The sequence below is a fragment of the Microbacterium deferens genome (genome assembly GCF_045517775.1).
GTDB lineage: Bacteria > Actinomycetota > Actinomycetes > Actinomycetales > Microbacteriaceae > Microbacterium.
The window spans coordinates 1,619,319-1,634,233 of record NZ_JBEUWT010000001.1 but is presented as its reverse complement, the minus strand read 5'-3'; the positions used below and the strand labels follow the sequence as shown (position 1 = coordinate 1,634,233).

The following is a 14,915-nucleotide window of genomic DNA, read 5'->3' as shown; positions in this document are numbered from 1 at the left end:
CACCGCCTGCGGCAGGCAGTTCAGTGTCGGAGGAGTCGAGCACCACGCGCTCTGGCGGAGATCTGCCCCGCACAGGTCTTAGCGCGAGCGATGGTGCAAACCGGAGCACGGACGCCGCGGCCTCGCACGCTCGGGCCGCCACGAGCGGCGAGCCTCAGGAGTTTCGTATACACAATCGCGTGAGTTTCGTATACGATAACCGCATGAGCGAGCATCTGTTGAACGGCAAGCCAGTGACCGACGAGCAGATTCAGGCGTGGGCGGATGAGGCCGAGGTCGGTTACGACCTGTCAAAACTTCCCAAGCCGCGTCGCGGACGGCCGCCCGTGGGCGACGGCCCAGGCGCGGTGATCCCCGTGCGGCTCGATGCCTCCACCCTCGCGGCCTTGACCGCGCGAGCCGAGGCCGAGGGCATCACCACGCGCTCTGATGCGATCCGCGCCGCGGTGCGCGAATGGGCACACGTTGCCTGAGCTGCACAGATCAGCCCGCAAGCACTACCGGCGTGACCAGCTCGACGACTCAGTCGTGCTCTACGCGGCCGCGCACGTCCTGCATTCGCGTCCGCTCGACGACGAAGACGACCCAGGCCGGTGGCTCATGATCGGCACCGACCCCGCAGGCCGTCTACTCGAGCTCGTCGCTCCGATCTACGACGATGGCTACGAGCTGGTCATCCACGCGATGAAAGCCCGCGCTCAGTACCTCGCCGAACTCTAAACCGATCCGCGTGCGGCCCGTCGGCGTTGTGCTCGGCGTCGACGTTCGACTGCCTCCTGGCGCTGCGCGGGTCTGTAAGCAGCCGACCGCGTCATGCGAAATGCTCGGCCTGCTCGGCGGTGGAGTGGGTTCCGGCGCGATGAACCTCCGTCAGGTGACGTTACTGCGGGGACGGACAGCTTGGGCCGTCGCGAGTCCCGGAGGTTCCGGACGGACGACTTTCCGTGGAGGGGATGAGCAGTAATCCAGTGCTGCGGCAAAGGTAACAATGTTCGGCAGTCGTCGCATGCTCCGGGCTGCAACCCACGGCGTCGAACTCACACCGACACACCTGATTGCTCGCGGATACTTCTTTACGCGCAGCTATCGGCGCCAGGAGATCGTGTCTGTGGGTGCGGTTCGATTGACGTGGTGGCCGAGTCTGCTGCTCAACGTGCTGCTGAACTGTGACGTCGAGCACACCCTTCGCTTGTCTCTCATCGGCGGTGCACACCGCGTTCTGCTCGCCGCAAACTCGCACACGCAAGATGTCGAGGTTGCGGTCGAGATCGTTCGCGCGTGGTGCCAAGACGATGCCACCTAGCGTTTGCCCGCGGAACGACATGCTTCTTGCGTTGGGTCGTCAGTTTTTGCTGCGAGACGAGCCCGGCCGTTCGGGGTTGAGGCGCGGGATCAGCGGCGCGTCAGGTATCGGCGGCATGGAGGCGAGCCAAGTTCGCGGAGCGTCACGGCGGATCCGCAACAGAGCCGGCGTGCGCTGGCGCGACGTGGGCCTGTGTAATTACTCTCTCCAACACGCATCTCGAGTTACGGGTTCGAATCCCGTCGCCTCCACTCCCGGGGGCGTAGCCACCGGCATGGCCCGCTGCGCCCCGGCTTCGTCCGGGGCGCAGACGGCTAACCTCAGCCGAACCCCATGCGAGCCCATGGCAGGATCGGCCCCGATATCCCGTCGGAGCGGCGCGCCCGTTCGATACTTCTCAGGTGAATCTCTCCGTGGAAGTCTTCCCGCTATCGCCTTTCCGGTGGGTAGCGGTCATCGACGGTCCGCGTGGTCCGTTCTCGACGGAATCCCGGGCGCCGGTTGCGATCGCGGACGAGGTAGCGCGGTCCGTCGCAACTGTTCTGGGCGGTGGGTATTCATGGCATCTCGTTGATGAACGAGGCATCGCGTGGGACCCGGTGTGCGCAGAGGAACAGCTATATCGAATGCTCCGGCACCCGGGTGCCCCCGCCGCGGAAGGGTGAAGGCTCGCCGATCGGACGCGGGAGTCGCCGGAGTGGAACAGTGCAGTAGCGTCACACCATGTCGATGAGGTGGCTCACGCGCGAGTGGGCGTCGGGTGGCCTTGGGGATATCGAGTACGAACAGCGATGGAGCAGCTACCTCGCGCATCGAGACGAGGTGCGACCACGCCTCACCGGGGGTGCGGATCGGCTTCTCGACAGCATCCATCTTCACGACGGCCAGGTGCGATCCTTCGACTACCGACCCCGTGACATGCTCCAGGTCTGCGCGCTGATCGGGGACTTACAGGTGGGGTACGAATTTGTCGAGATGAGCTACGCGGAAGCCGAGTTGCGGCTGGAGACCGGTGTCACGATCAGCTCCCTGAACCTCTTCGACTCAGAGACCGAGATCATCTACGACGAGGTCGATACAGCTCCCGAGGGACGCTTCGTTCACCGAGTGCTCCTCTGGCCCGAAGGTCAGTACGAGGTCGTTTTTACCGCGTTCGCCGATCGACGGACACCGGCCACGCCTGCGGACCGTCGTTAGCGCCCCGCTGAGCCGGGCCAGGGCGGGGTAACGCGCGTGGCCTACGTTCAGCCGCGCTTGCCGAACCGTGCGCGGAGGTCGGGCTTACGCACCTTGCCCGAGGCCGTGCGGGGGAGATCCTCGACGACCACGACGTTCTTGGGGAGCTTGTAGCGGGCGAGCACCCCGTCGAGGTGGCTGCGCACCGACTCGGTCGTCACCTCCGCGTCGTCGCGGAGGGTGACCACGGCCCACGGCACCTCGCCCCAGCGCTCGTCGGGTACCCCGATCACCGCCACCCCCGAGATGCCGCTGATCTCGGCGATCAGGCTCTCCACCTCCGCGGGGTAGATGTTCTCGCCGCCCGAGATGATCATGTCCTTCAGCCGGTCGGCGATGAAGAGGTACCCGTCGTCGTCGAGATAGCCGAGATCGCCCGAGCGGAACCAGCCGTCTGCCGTGAAGGCCGCGGCCGTTGCCTCGGGGAGGCCGTGGTACCCGAGGAACACGTTCGGGCCCGAGATCTCGATCTCGCCCACCGTGCCCGCCGGCACCCGCTCGCCGTTCTCCCCGGCGATGCGCACATCGGTGAAGAAGTGGGGGAGGCCGACGCTGCCCTGCTTCTCGCGGGTCATCGCCGGCGACAGCGCGGTCGCGCCGGGGGAGGTCTCGGTCATCCCGTAGCCCTGCGAGAACGAGAGCCCGCGCTCTTCGAAGGCGTTGAGGATGCGCAGCGGCACCGCGGAGCCGCCGCACGTGAGCTTCTGAAGGCTCGACACGTCGGTGCTCGGCCAGTCGGGATGATCGGCCATGAGTTGGTAGGTCGTCGGAACCCCGCTGAGCATGGTCACGCCGTGACGTTCGACGAGGCGGAGTGCGCGCCCGGCCTCGAACCCCTTCTCGAGCACGAGCGTCGCGCCCTTGAGGATCACCGGAAGTGCCCCCATCCCGAGCGACGCGACGTGGAACAGGGGGGAGATCATCAGAGCCACGTCGGACGAGACGACGTCGTAGTCGACGATGCAGTTCATCGCGCACCACGTCAGGTTGCCGTGGCTGAGCACGGCTCCCTTCGCCCTCCCCGTCGTTCCGGAGGTGTAGATGATCGCCGCCGGATCGTCGAGACCGATCCCCGCATCGGCGGGGCGTGGAGCGGCCTCACGCATATAGTGCGCGAGGCCCGGCACCCCCGGAGCACCCTCGCCGGTGAGGAACACGTGCGCGACGCGCGCCGCCTCGATGCCGTCGGCGACACGCTCGGCGAACTCGGCGTCGTACACCAGGGCTTTCGCGCCCGAATCGGCCAGCACGTGCGCGATCTCGGGCGGAGCGAGGCGCGTGTTCACCGGCACGAACACGGCGCCGCGCTGCGCGCAGCCGAACAGCACCTGCAGGAACTCGGGGCTGTTCTCGCCGAGGTAGCTGACCGCATCGCCCGCACCGATCCCCCGGTCGGCGAGCACGGCCGCTACCCGGTCGGCAGCATCGGCGAGGGCGCGGTAGGTCATGGTCCGGTCGTCGCCGAAGACGATGGCCGGCTTGTCGGGCGTCTTCCGTCGCCGCTTATCGAGCCAGAAGCCGAGTCCGTGATCCTGCGTCATTGCGTGTCCTCATCGTCGAGGTGTCGGGAGTCGACCCGGTGGGTCAGGCGTAGAAGCGGTAGAGGCCGCGCGCGATGACGGCGGGCTTCGTGCCGCCCTCGATCTCGATCGTCTGGTCGACCGCGAACTGGTAGCCGCCGGGCACCTCGGTGACCTCGGCGATCACGGCACCGCCGCGGACCTTCGCCCCCACCTTCACGGGCGAGACGAACCGCACCTTGTCGAGGCCGTAGTTGACCTTCGCGCTGACGCCCTCGACGTCGAACAGCTCCGACCAGAACTTCACCGTCAGCGACAGCGTCAGGAAGCCGTGGGCGACGGCGCCGCCGAACGGGCCGTCTTTCGCGCGCTCGGGGTCGACGTGGATCCACTGGTGATCGTCGGTGGCGTCGGCGAAGAGGTTCACCCGGTCCTGGGTGACCTCAACCCAGTCGGTCCAGCCGAGGTCGGTTCCGGCGAGGCCGGCGGCATCGGTGTAAGCGACGGTAGTCGTCATGAGTGCTCCTAGGGGTATGAGGGTCAGGTGAGGTTGAGCAGGCGTGCGGCGTTGTCGAGGAGGATGCCGGGCATCACCTCGGGCTTCAGGTCGGTCTGTTCGACGTCGCGCAACCACCTGTCGGGCGTGAGCAGCGGGAAGTCGGAGCCGAAGAGGATGCGGGACTTCAGGAACGAGTTCGCGGCGCGCACGAGCTGCGGCGGGAAGTACTTCGGACTCCAGCCCGACAGGTCGATCCACGTGTTGTGCTTGTGGGTCGCGACCGAGATCGCCTCGTCCTGCCAGGGCACTGACGGGTGGGCCATGATGATCTGCAACTCGGGGAACTCTGCGGCGACCGTGTCGAGCAGCATGGGGTTCGACAGTGCCAGGCGAAACCCGCGTCCTCCGGGCATCCCCGCGCCGATCCCGGTCTGGCCGGTGTGAAACAGGGCCACCATGCCCGCGTCCTGCAGCGCGGCGTAGAGCGGGAACCATGCCGAGTCGCTCGGATCGAACCCCTGCACGGTCGGGTGGAACTTGAACCCGCGCACCCCGTAGTCGCCGATCAGGCGTCGTGCCCGCTCCACCGCGTCGGCGCCGCGGCGGGGGTCGACCGAGCCGAACGGGATCAGCACGTCGTTGTTGCGAGCGGCGGCTTCCGCGATCTCCTCGTTCGAGAGAGGCGGATGCTGCAGCGCGGTCTGGGCGTCGACGGTGAAGACGACCGCGGCCATCTGCCGCTCGCGGTAGTACGCCGCGATTGCGTCGATGTCAGGGCGCTCGAGTTCGGCGCTGAAGTACTTCGAGGCGGCGTCGGCCAGGTCGGGCGGCAGCGAACTGTGTCCGTGATCGTCGACCTCCACGTGCACGTGCACGTCGATCGCGCGGATCGAGGCGAGGTCGATCGCCGGCTCGTAGCGGGTCACGGCCGGGGGCGCTGCAGTTCTTCGGGAAGGGCGGGGAAGCGTTCGCCGACCGACTGCTGGTGCTCGCCGATGAGGGCGGGAAACTCGTCCTGCAACGCTTCGACGTCCCATCCGCCGTCGTGATACGCGGTGACGACGGGCTCGGGGTGCGACCACAGTTGCAGGCGGTCGCCGCCCACACCGATCGCCTGGCCGGTGACGCCGCTCGCCTCGTCGGAGGCGAGGTAGGCGATCAGCCCCGACACGTCGTCGGCGGTGCCGAATCCGAGGTCGTGGCGATAGAACGCCGGCATCGGTTCCCCGGCCGTATCGGCTTCGACGGCGGCCGCGAAGTAGGGGACCGTCGCGGTCATCGCCGTTGCCGCGACGGGCACGACGACGTTCGCGGTGATGCCGGCCTTCTTGAGCTCGAGTGCCCACGTGCGCACCATGCCGACGATCCCGGCCTTGGCGGCGGCGTAGTTCGTCTGACCGAAGTTGCCGCGCTGCCCGGTGGGGGAGCCGATGCAGATGATGCGGCCGGCGATCTCGTTGGCGCGCATGTAGGTCGCCGCTTCGCGAACGCACGTGAATGTGCCGCGGAGGTGGACGCCGATGACGGTGTCGAAGTCGTCATCGCTCATCTTCCACAGCACGGTGTCGCGCAGGACGCCGGCGTTGGTGACGAGGATGTCGAGGCGGCCGTACGTGTCGACGGCGGTCGAGACGAGCAGCTGTGCCGTCTCGGTCGAACCGACCGGCGCGACGACCGCGACGGCCTTGCCCCCTGCGGCCTCGATGCTGGCGACCGCCTCGGCGGCCGTGGCGGCGTCGACATCGTTGATGACGACCGACGCGCCCTGACGGGCGAGTTCCTGCGCGTAGGCGAGGCCGAGGCCGCGGCCGGATCCGGTGACGATGGCGACTTTGCCGTCCAGGGACATGAGGGCTCCTTCGTTGGTGTCTTCATTGAACCTGTAAATCATTGAGATTGTCAATTATTGATTCGTGCATGTTTTGCTACGCTTGCCGCCATGGCAACCGACGGCACCATCTCCGTGCAGAGGCTCGCGTCGGTGTCGCTCGCGGGGGATCTGAGCTTTCTCATGGCGCGGGCGAACGCCCTGTCGCTGGCGGCAGGCAACACGGCTGTGCGGCCGTTCGGACTGAGCGTGCGATCGTTCTCGGTGCTGGCCCTGACGGTCGACGACCGTCGACCCACCCAGCGAGACCTCGCGACGTTCCTCAGACTCGACCCGAGCCAGGTCGTGGCTCTGGTCGACGGGCTCCAGCAGCGCGGTCTCGTCGAGCGACGGCCCGATCCGAACGATCGGCGGGCGAACGTCGTCATCGCGACCGACGAGGGCCGGTCGGTGCACGCCGAGGCCGCGATCGCTGCGCGTGACGCCGAGCAGGAGCTGCACTCCGCGCTCGAGCCGGCCGAGCGCGATCAGCTCGCCGCGCTGCTGCGTCGCATCGCTTTCGTCGACCGGGGCTGAACCGCGCCCCTCAGGTGTGCGCGATGGCGGGGTTCGCCGCATCCGTCGCCGACGATTACGCGGGGGTCGCGGCTTCGCCGAGTTCGGCGGCTTCGTCTGCGTTGGCCACCCGGACCTTGTCGATCATGTCGCGGAGCAGGGTGTTCAGGCCGGCGACGTGCGCCGGGTCCATGCCCTCGAGGATGATGTCCTGCCCGTTCGTCGAGACGGGCAGCATCTCGTCGTGCATCCGTACTCCCGCCGGTGTGAGGTAGAGCGGGCGTGAGCCGCGAGGGCCGTCGACGAGCGTGATGAGCTCGCGCGCAGCCAATGACGTGACGCTCTTGGATACCACCGCCTTGTTGACGCCGATGAACTCCGTCACCTCGGTCGCCGACGAACCCGGCCTGATCGCGAGCGCCGAGATCACTCGCCAGTCGTTGGTGCCGAGCCCGAAGCGCCGGCGCAGCTCGTGCGACTCGCGCCACACGAGCGCGTTCGACAGCAGCGCTATCAGCCGCGGGGTGAAGTTCTCGGGGTCGATCGTCGCGGTGAGCGGTTCGGTGAGCAGGTCATCCGATCCTGCGGGGAATCTCGTCGATGCAGTGCCGCGTGGCATGCAGATCCTTCCGTCGTCGGTGGGGGAACGCAGATGGGGCCCGGCCGGGAGGCCGAGCCCCATCTGGACGTCACGGGGTCAGTGCGCCATGTTCGCGAGCGCTTCGGGGTCGATGGTCGCTATCGAGCGGGTGTCTTGGAACGCCCGGATGCCCTCGATGCCCTGTTCGCGACCGAAGCCGGACTGCTTGACGCCGCCGAAGGGCGCGCGCAGGTCGAGGCGGGTGGCGCCGTGGTCGTTGACCCAGACGTAGCCGCACTCGAGCTGGCTTCCCACGCGCTGGGCGGCGGCGGGGTCGGCGGTCCAGACCGATCCGCAGAGTCCGCCCCAGGTGTCGTTGGCCAGGCGCACGGCCTCGTCCTCGTCGTCGAACGGGATGACGGGGATCACGGGGCCGAACTGCTCCTGGGTCACGACGCGGAGGTCGAGGGCGGGGTCGACGACGATCGCGGGGCGCAGGAAGTTGCCGCCCGCCAGGTCGCCGCCGGGCAGTTCGCCGAACTCGCGGACGTCGGCACCGGCGTCTTTGGCCTCCTGGATGATCTCTTCGACGAACGCCTTCTGCGCGGCCTGGTGGAGGGGGCCCATCGTGGTGCCCTCGTCGAGGCCGTAGCCGATCACAGCCTTCTCGAGGCGCGCGGAGAGTCCCGCGACGACCTCGTCGAGCCGGGAGCGGTGCACGAACACGCGCTTGGCGTTCATGCAGATCTGCCCGGTCGTGTCGTAGATCGCCGCGTAGAGACGGTCGAGATGCGTGTCGTCGATCTCGGCATCGGCGAGGAAGACCGCCGCGTCGTTGCCGCCGAGCTCGAGCGTCACCCGCGTGAGCGATTTCGACGCCATCTCCATGATGCGCTTGCCGCCGCCCACCGATCCGGTGAAGCAGACCTTCGCGATATCGGTGTTCTGGATGAGGCCGGCCATGTTCTCGTCTTTACCGGTGACGACGTTCAGCACTCCCGGGGGCAGCTTCTCGGCGATGCGCTGCACCACGCGGGTCGTCGCCAGCGGCGCCGAGGGCGGCGGCTTCACGATCGCGGTGTTGCCGGCCAGCAGCGCGTGGGGGAGGGCGGCTCCCAGGATCGCGATCGGCCAGTTGAACGGAACGATGACGGTGACCACACCGATCGACTGGTACGCGACCTCGGTCGCGACGGGGATGGCGCCGGGGATCACCGGCAGCGTCTTGGTCGTGTCGATCTCGTCGGCCAGCATGAGCGCGAGGTTCCAGCGGATCTCGAACACGAGGGCATCGACCCAGGACTCGAAGCGGACCTTGCCGTTCTCCTGCGACAGGATCGCGGCATCCTCGTCACGGTCATCGGCGATGCCCTTGATCGCCTCGCCCATGATGCGGGCACGCTCTTTGGCGCCGAGCGCAGACCATGCCGGGTAGGCGGCCTTCGCGGCAGCCACGGCATCGGCGACGTCGTCGACGGATGCTGCGGCAGCCTCACCGACGATCGCTCCGGGCTTTGCCGGGTCGGCGATCGAGAGCGTGTTCTCGGTGAACCGCTCCTCCCCGCCGATGTACAGACCTGTGCGGGTTCCCGCGCTGGTCAGAACGTCTCCAGTCATATCGACATCCACCTCTCTGTGAGTCGTTTCCGGGAGAGAACGACGCCGTTTCCCCCGATTCTGCGGGCTGAGTGCGTGCGCCACAACCTCTCCTCGGAGTTTACGTGCATTCCTGTTTACATGTAAAGAGCTTCGTGCTAGCGTCACTTCCGTCGGGGGAGAAAAGCCCTCGACAGCCCGAGAGTGTCGAAGAAGATGCCTGGTCAGGCGCCGGAAATCGGCATGCGTATCAATCGACGAGGAGAGATGCGATGAGTACGAAGACCCTGGATGCCGGGGCGCTGCACAGCGTCGAGGAGCTCGAGGAACTGTCTTTCGAGCTGCGCACCAAACTGCTGGAGCTTTGCGGAACCTACGAGGGGGCCGTGCACATCGGCGGAGATCTGTCGGCCGCCGACATCTTCACCGTGCTGTTCCACTACGGGATGCACATCGACCCCACCGACATCAGCAACCCGGAGCGCGACCGCTTCGTGCTGAGCAAGGGCCACGCGGCCGTCTGCATGTACATCACGATGGCGATGCGTGGATTCTTCTCCTACGAGGGGATCGTCGACACCTACGGCCAGCTCGACAGCGCGTACGGCATGCACCCGTGCAAGGTCCAGCTGCCCGGTGTCGAGGCGTCGACCGGTTCGCTCGGTCACGGTCTTCCGCTCGCGGTCGGCATGGCGCTCAGCGCCCGGCACCGCGGCGACGACCACCGCGTGTTCACCCTGCTCGGCGATGGCGAGACCGGCGAGGGCTCGGTGTGGGAGGCGGCGATGGCCGGCCGCAGCAACAAGCTCGGCAACCTCGTGGCCTTCATCGACCGCAACCGTCAGCTCATGACGAGCCACGCCGAGGAGCGGGTCATGTTCGAGCCCTACCCCGACAAGTGGCGGGCCTTCGGCTGGAACGTCGTCGAGATCGACGGCCATGACATGGGCCAGCTGGTGGGCGCCATCGACGCCCTCCCGGCGCCCGACAGCGACGTCCCCACGGTGATCATCGCCGAGACCATCAAGGGCAAGGGCGTCGACTTCATGGAGCGCAACCTCGCCTGGCACGCCGGATCGCTCGGCGCCGCCGACCTCGAAAAGGCTCTCGCCGCCCTGCAGTCCTCACGCACGAAGGAGAACGTCTGATGCCCACCACCTTCACCTTCGGCGAGTTCCTCGGAGCCCGTTCGGTCATCGGGTCGACCCTCGCCGAACTGGGCGACGAGCTCCCGAACCTCTGGGTGCTCACCCCCGACATCGGCGCCACGCTCGTGGAGTTCCGCGACAAGTTCCCCGACCGCTTCATCGACGTCGGTCTCGCCGAGCAGGCCTGCGTCGGCATCGCCGCCGGTCTCGCGTACGACGGCAACATCCCGGTGGTCTCGGGGATGCTGCCCTTCCTCTCCATGCGTGCGCTCGAGCAGGTGCGCAGCGACGTCTGCTACCCGAACCTCCCCGTCAAGATCATCGGCACCCACGGCGGTCTCGTCGGCAACGGCGGATCGACGCACTACGCCGTGGAAGACCTCGCGTTGATGTGCGCGTTGACCAACATGACGGTCACCTCCATCGGCGACCCGCTGATGGTCGGCGAGATCATCCGGCAGTCGATGACCATGACGGGACCGATCTACATCCGTCTGGCCGTCGGCAAGAAGGACAAGGTGCTGTACGAGCCGGGCGAGCACGACGTGCGCATCGGCAAGGGGATCGTCGCCCGCGAGGGAACCGACGCGACCATCTTCACGCACGGCACGACCGTCGCCCAGGCGCTGGACGCCGCCGACGAGCTCGCGAAGGACGGACGCTCGATCCGCGTCGTCGACATGTTCACGCTCAAGCCGATCGACGAAGAGCTCATCGTGCGGTGCGCCGACGAGACCGGCGGACGCTTCGTCGTGCTGGAGGACCACCTCGCCTACGGCGGACTCGCCTCGCGCATCGCCGACGTCGTCGCCGACCGCGGCGTGCGACTCACGACCTTCGAGCGACTCGGGATCCCGCAGGTGTACGCCGGCTTCGGCGACGACGAGGAACTCCGCAACAAGCACGGATACGGTCCGGCGGCCACGGTCGCGGCCCTGCGGCGCGCGGTCTCCGCGCAGGCCTGAACGACCCACCTCGGTTCAACGGAGAAGCGAATGAGAACGGTAGCGGTGACACGGATCGGCAGCCTGCGCGATCCCGACGAGAACACCCGAGGACGCATCGGCGTCGTCGACTTCCCCGAGCAGCCGCTCGGGCCCGAAGACGTCCGCATCCGGGTCGCCTATTCGGCGATCTGCGGATCTGACCCCCACCTCGCGGAGGGCTTCTTCGGAACGGACGTACCCATCGGGCTCGGCCACGAGCTGTCGGGGGTCATCGAGGCGCTGGGTGAGCGGGCGACCCGGAACGGTCTGAAGGTCGGCGACCGGGTGGCGGGCAACTTCCTGCGATTCTGCGGAACATGCCGCCCCTGCCAGGAGGGCCGGCAGCAGTTCTGCGAGAACATCCAGGACTACAACCGCCCCGGCATGGCCGAGACCGTGACCTGGCACGAGTCACAGGTGTACCGGCTGCCCGACGATGTCAGCCTCCTGCACGGCAGCATCCTCGAACCGACCTCGGTGGCGGTGCGTATCGCGGACAAGGCGCGCGCACGGGTCGGGGATCGGGTGGCGATCTGCGGCGGTGGACCGATCGGGCAGCTCACCCTCCAGGTGATGAAGATGAACGGTGCGACCTCGCTCACGATGATCGAGCCCATCGCCGAGCGGCGCGAGATGGCGCTGCGCCACGGCGCGGACTTCGTGATCGACCCCGTGGGTGAAGACCAGGCCGCTCTCGCCTCCGAGATCACCGACGGCCGCGGCTACGACGTCGTGATCGACGCGTCCGGATCGCCGCGCGCCGTGCGGGGCCTGCTCGACATCGCCGGCAAGGGGGCGACCGTCGTCTACGGGGCGATGTATCCCGAGAACTACGAGCTGCCCCTCAACCTGTCGGACTACCTCTACCTCAAGGAGCTGACGCTGACGGGCATCTTCGTCTCGCCCTACGCGTTCCCCCGGGCGCTGCAGATTCTGCCCTACCTGCAGCTCGACGAGCTGACCGAGGCGGTCTACGACCTCGAAGACGCGGTCGAGGCTTTCGCGGTGCACATTAGCGGGCGCTTCCCGAAGGTCGTGCTGCGGTGCAACGACATCGATGACGAAAGAGGCATCTCATGACCACCGCTGAACAGGCGCCGCGGGTCGCTTCTACCTCGATCGCGCTCGAGGCCCGCGACATCGTCAAACGTTTCGACGGCGTGCACGCCCTGAACGGCGCCCGCTTCTCGGTGCGGCCCGGGGAGATCCACGCCCTCCTGGGAGAGAACGGGGCCGGGAAGTCCACCCTCATCAAGGTGCTGACCGGCGTCTACACGCCCGACGGCGGCACCCTGCTGCGCGACGGCGAAGAGATCGAACTCGCCAACGTGCGCGTCGCGAACCGCGCCGGCATCGTCGCCCTCTACCAGGAGCTGTCGATCATCCCGACGATCACCGTCGCCGAGAACATCCTGCTCGGGGAGCAGACGCCCTCCCGCGGCGGCATCGTGAGCTGGCGCGCGATGCGGCGTCAGGCACGTGAACAGCTCGATCGCATCCACCAGAAGATCCCGCTCGGAAAGCTCGCGGGCGAGCTGTCGCCGGTGCAGCAGACCATGGTCGCATTCGCGCGGGCGCTCGCCACCGACGCGCGGGTGCTGATCCTCGACGAGCCGACCGCCTCCCTCACCGACACCGAGATCTCGGAGCTGTTCGCCGTGCTGCGCGGGCTCCGCGACGAGGGAGTGGCCATCGTGTACGTCTCGCACCGCCTCGAGGAAGTCTTCGAGCTGTGCGACCGCCTGACGATCATGCGCAATGGCGAGACCATCGTGACGAAGGACGTCGCCGACTCGCACATCGATGAGGTCATCTCCAACATGGTCGGGCGCCCGGGCGGCGACCTCTACCCGGAGCGCACGCCGGTCGGTACCGACATCGCCCTGCGGGTGGAGAACCTCCAAGGGCGCCGGGTGAAGGACGTCTCGTTCGTGGCGCACCGCGGAGAGGTGCTCGGGATCGGCGGACTCGCCGGCGCCGGCCGCAGCGAGCTGCTGCGCATCCTCGCCGGGGCGCAGAAGCGCGCGGGTGGCACGATCACGGTGGGTGGCAACGAGCTCGGGCACACGGCGAGCGTCGGACGCGCGCTGGATGCCGGGATCGCGCTCGTGCCCGAAGAGCGGCGCACACAGGGTGTGATCCTCGGGAGCACCATCCGCGACAACATCGCGGTGGCGAACATCCCCGGGGTCAGCTCCTTCGGCATGGTGTCGGGGGCGAAGATCTCCGACATCGTCACGCGGGGGATGTCCGACCTGCAGATCAAGGCGCGCAGCTCACGACAGCCCGTGGGGGAGCTCTCCGGCGGAAACCAGCAGAAGGTCGTTCTGGCCAAGATGCTGGCGCGCAACCCTCACGTGCTCCTGCTCGACGAGCCGACCCGGGGTATCGACGTCGGCACGAAGGCGGAGATCTACCGCCTCATCCGGAAGCTCGTTGCCGGCGGCACCACCGTGATCGCCGTGAGCTCCGAGCTCCCCGAGCTCATCGGGATGTGCGATCGCATCATCATCATGCACGAGGGCCGGATCTCCGGCGACGTGCCCGCCGACGGCGCGGACGAAGAAGTTCTCCTGTCGTACTGCTACGGAAAGGCCCACTCATGACCACGACGCAGAACCCCGGGATCGAGGACGCCTCCCGCACCCGGGCCGTGCCCCGCCGCTCGGTGGGGCAGACCCTCCTATCCAGCGGCACCGTGCTGGCGCTCGTGGTGTTGGTCGTCTTCTTCTTCGCAATGCGACCTGACGTCTTCCTCACCTTCACGAACGTCCGCAACATCCTCTACCAGGTGGCGATCCTGGCGATCATCGCCGGGGCGCAGTCGCTCGTGATGGTCGTCGGCGACTTCGACCTGTCGGTCGCGGCGACCTCCGCGCTGGCGGGGGCGGTGGCCGCATCCCTCATGCTCGGCGGGATGCCCGTGGTGCTGGCGATCCTCATCGCCCTCGCCGTCGGACTTCTGATCGGCATCGCGAACGGCCTGCTCGTGGCCTACCTCAATCTGTCGGCGTTCGTCGCGACCCTGGCGACGCTCACGTCGGTCACGGGCCTGGCCTACCTCGTCACCGAGGGCACCACGCTGTTCAACCTGCCGGCCGAGTTCAACGCGCTCGGGCAGGGGCGGTTCCTCGAGATTCCGCTGCCGGTGTTCTTCGCGATCGCGATCCTGCTCATCCTCTGGTTCGTCCTCAAGTACACGACGCTCGGGCGGCGGTGGTACGCGACCGGCGGCAACGTCGAGGTCTCACGCCTCTCCGGCGTCAACGTCCGTCGTGCACGGCTTCTCGCCTTTGCCTTCGCCGGGCTCGTTTCGGCCGTCGGCGGCATCCTGCTCGCGGCGCGCCTCGGCAGTGCGAGCGCCGTGCAGGGCGAGGACAACCTCCTCTTCTCGGTGGCCGCGGTCTTCCTCGGTATGACCGTGATCCGCTCGGGCGCCGCGAACATCGTCGGCACCGTCGTCGGCGTCGCGATCATCGGCGTGATGAGCAACGGCCTCAACATCCTCGGCGTCAACGCCTACGTGCAGCAGGTCGTCACCGGCCTCATCATCATCGCGGCCGTCACGCTGTCGTCGTTCAAGAGCCGAGAGAGATAGACGCAGAAACCTCACCCGAAAGAACCGGGCGCCACCCCTGCCCGGGCACCACACAGCACAAGCGCA

16 protein-coding genes and 1 tRNA gene are annotated in these 14,915 nt (G+C 67.6%); 11 read left to right on the top strand and 6 right to left on the bottom strand.

What is annotated here, in order from left to right; genetic code table 11:
* Positions 1–203 precede the first annotated feature (203 nt).
* From ABTU82_RS07710 to ABTU82_RS07690, 5 genes are all read left to right on the top strand, one after another.
* Positions 204–473 carry a ribbon-helix-helix domain-containing protein gene (locus tag ABTU82_RS07710; protein WP_116648171.1) on the top strand — a complete coding sequence of 90 codons (270 nt, stop codon included), beginning with the start codon at positions 204–206 and terminating at the stop codon, positions 471–473.
* Positions 466–720, top strand: a complete 255-nt coding sequence (locus ABTU82_RS07705; RefSeq protein WP_407172739.1) for a toxin — start codon at positions 466–468, stop codon at positions 718–720. Before ABTU82_RS07710 ends, ABTU82_RS07705 begins: the two co-directional genes overlap by 8 nt.
* Before the next feature lie 268 nt (positions 721–988).
* Positions 989–1,303 carry a PH domain-containing protein gene (locus tag ABTU82_RS07700; RefSeq protein WP_407172738.1) on the top strand — a complete coding sequence of 105 codons (315 nt, stop codon included), beginning with the start codon at positions 989–991 and terminating at the stop codon, positions 1,301–1,303.
* 117 nt (positions 1,304–1,420) lie between these two features.
* A tRNA-OTHER gene (locus ABTU82_RS07695) sits at positions 1,421–1,554 on the top strand.
* A 472-nt stretch (positions 1,555–2,026) separates the two neighbouring features.
* A complete protein-coding gene (locus ABTU82_RS07690; RefSeq protein ID WP_407172736.1) occupies positions 2,027–2,500 on the top strand; it encodes a hypothetical protein in 474 nt (157 codons plus the stop codon).
* A gap of 47 nt (positions 2,501–2,547) precedes the next feature.
* On the opposite strand, the gene ABTU82_RS07685 is transcribed toward ABTU82_RS07690, so the two are convergent.
* Genes ABTU82_RS07685 through ABTU82_RS07670 form a run of 4 tightly spaced genes read right to left on the bottom strand, consistent with a single transcriptional unit; the run spans position 2,548 to position 6,407 of the window.
* Positions 2,548–4,080, bottom strand: coding sequence for an acyl-CoA synthetase (locus ABTU82_RS07685; protein ID WP_407172735.1), 1,533 nt, complete (start codon positions 4,078–4,080; stop codon positions 2,548–2,550).
* A gap of 43 nt (positions 4,081–4,123) precedes the next feature.
* The gene (locus ABTU82_RS07680) at positions 4,124–4,576 is read right to left on the bottom strand and encodes a MaoC family dehydratase (RefSeq protein WP_116648166.1); all 453 of its coding nucleotides are present in this window, start codon (positions 4,574–4,576) and stop codon (positions 4,124–4,126) included.
* Positions 4,577–4,599: 23 nt separating this feature from the next.
* Positions 4,600–5,484, bottom strand: a complete 885-nt coding sequence (locus ABTU82_RS07675; RefSeq protein ID WP_407172733.1) for an amidohydrolase family protein — start codon at positions 5,482–5,484, stop codon at positions 4,600–4,602.
* Positions 5,481–6,407 (bottom strand): SDR family NAD(P)-dependent oxidoreductase, encoded by a 927-nt coding sequence (locus ABTU82_RS07670; protein ID WP_407172731.1) that lies wholly within the window; start codon positions 6,405–6,407, stop codon positions 5,481–5,483. Before ABTU82_RS07670 ends, ABTU82_RS07675 begins: the two co-directional genes overlap by 4 nt.
* A 90-nt stretch (positions 6,408–6,497) precedes the next feature.
* Here ABTU82_RS07670 and ABTU82_RS07665 point away from each other — a divergent pair, with 90 nt between their 5' ends.
* Positions 6,498–6,962, top strand: coding sequence for a MarR family winged helix-turn-helix transcriptional regulator (locus ABTU82_RS07665; protein WP_116648163.1), 465 nt, complete (start codon positions 6,498–6,500; stop codon positions 6,960–6,962).
* Between the two features lie 55 nt (positions 6,963–7,017).
* Here ABTU82_RS07665 and ABTU82_RS07660 read toward each other — a convergent pair whose 3' ends face one another.
* The gene (locus tag ABTU82_RS07660; protein WP_165817987.1) at positions 7,018–7,560 is read right to left on the bottom strand and encodes a MarR family winged helix-turn-helix transcriptional regulator; all 543 of its coding nucleotides are present in this window, start codon (positions 7,558–7,560) and stop codon (positions 7,018–7,020) included.
* A 78-nt stretch (positions 7,561–7,638) separates the two neighbouring features.
* The gene (locus ABTU82_RS07655; protein WP_407172730.1) at positions 7,639–9,138 is read right to left on the bottom strand and encodes an aldehyde dehydrogenase family protein; all 1,500 of its coding nucleotides are present in this window, start codon (positions 9,136–9,138) and stop codon (positions 7,639–7,641) included.
* 251 nt (positions 9,139–9,389) lie between these two features.
* Between ABTU82_RS07655 and ABTU82_RS07650 the strand changes: the two genes are divergently transcribed.
* The 5 genes from ABTU82_RS07650 to ABTU82_RS07630 are packed head-to-tail and all read left to right on the top strand — an operon-like array spanning position 9,390 to position 14,849.
* The gene (locus tag ABTU82_RS07650) at positions 9,390–10,265 is read left to right on the top strand and encodes a transketolase (RefSeq protein ID WP_407172728.1); all 876 of its coding nucleotides are present in this window, start codon (positions 9,390–9,392) and stop codon (positions 10,263–10,265) included.
* Positions 10,265–11,230, top strand: a complete 966-nt coding sequence (locus tag ABTU82_RS07645) for a transketolase family protein (protein WP_116648159.1) — start codon at positions 10,265–10,267, stop codon at positions 11,228–11,230. The genes ABTU82_RS07650 and ABTU82_RS07645 overlap by 1 nt, the downstream gene beginning before the upstream one ends.
* 30 nt (positions 11,231–11,260) lie before the next feature.
* Positions 11,261–12,331 (top strand): zinc-dependent alcohol dehydrogenase, encoded by a 1,071-nt coding sequence (locus ABTU82_RS07640; protein WP_407172726.1) that lies wholly within the window; start codon positions 11,261–11,263, stop codon positions 12,329–12,331.
* Positions 12,328–13,857: a sugar ABC transporter ATP-binding protein gene (locus tag ABTU82_RS07635; RefSeq protein ID WP_407172724.1), complete on the top strand. Its 1,530-nt coding sequence runs from the start codon at positions 12,328–12,330 to the stop codon at positions 13,855–13,857. Before ABTU82_RS07640 ends, ABTU82_RS07635 begins: the two co-directional genes overlap by 4 nt.
* Entirely contained in the window at positions 13,854–14,849 is a 996-nt protein-coding gene (locus ABTU82_RS07630) for an ABC transporter permease (protein WP_121147706.1), read from the top strand. The genes ABTU82_RS07635 and ABTU82_RS07630 overlap by 4 nt, the downstream gene beginning before the upstream one ends.
* Positions 14,850–14,915: the final 66 nt, after the last annotated feature.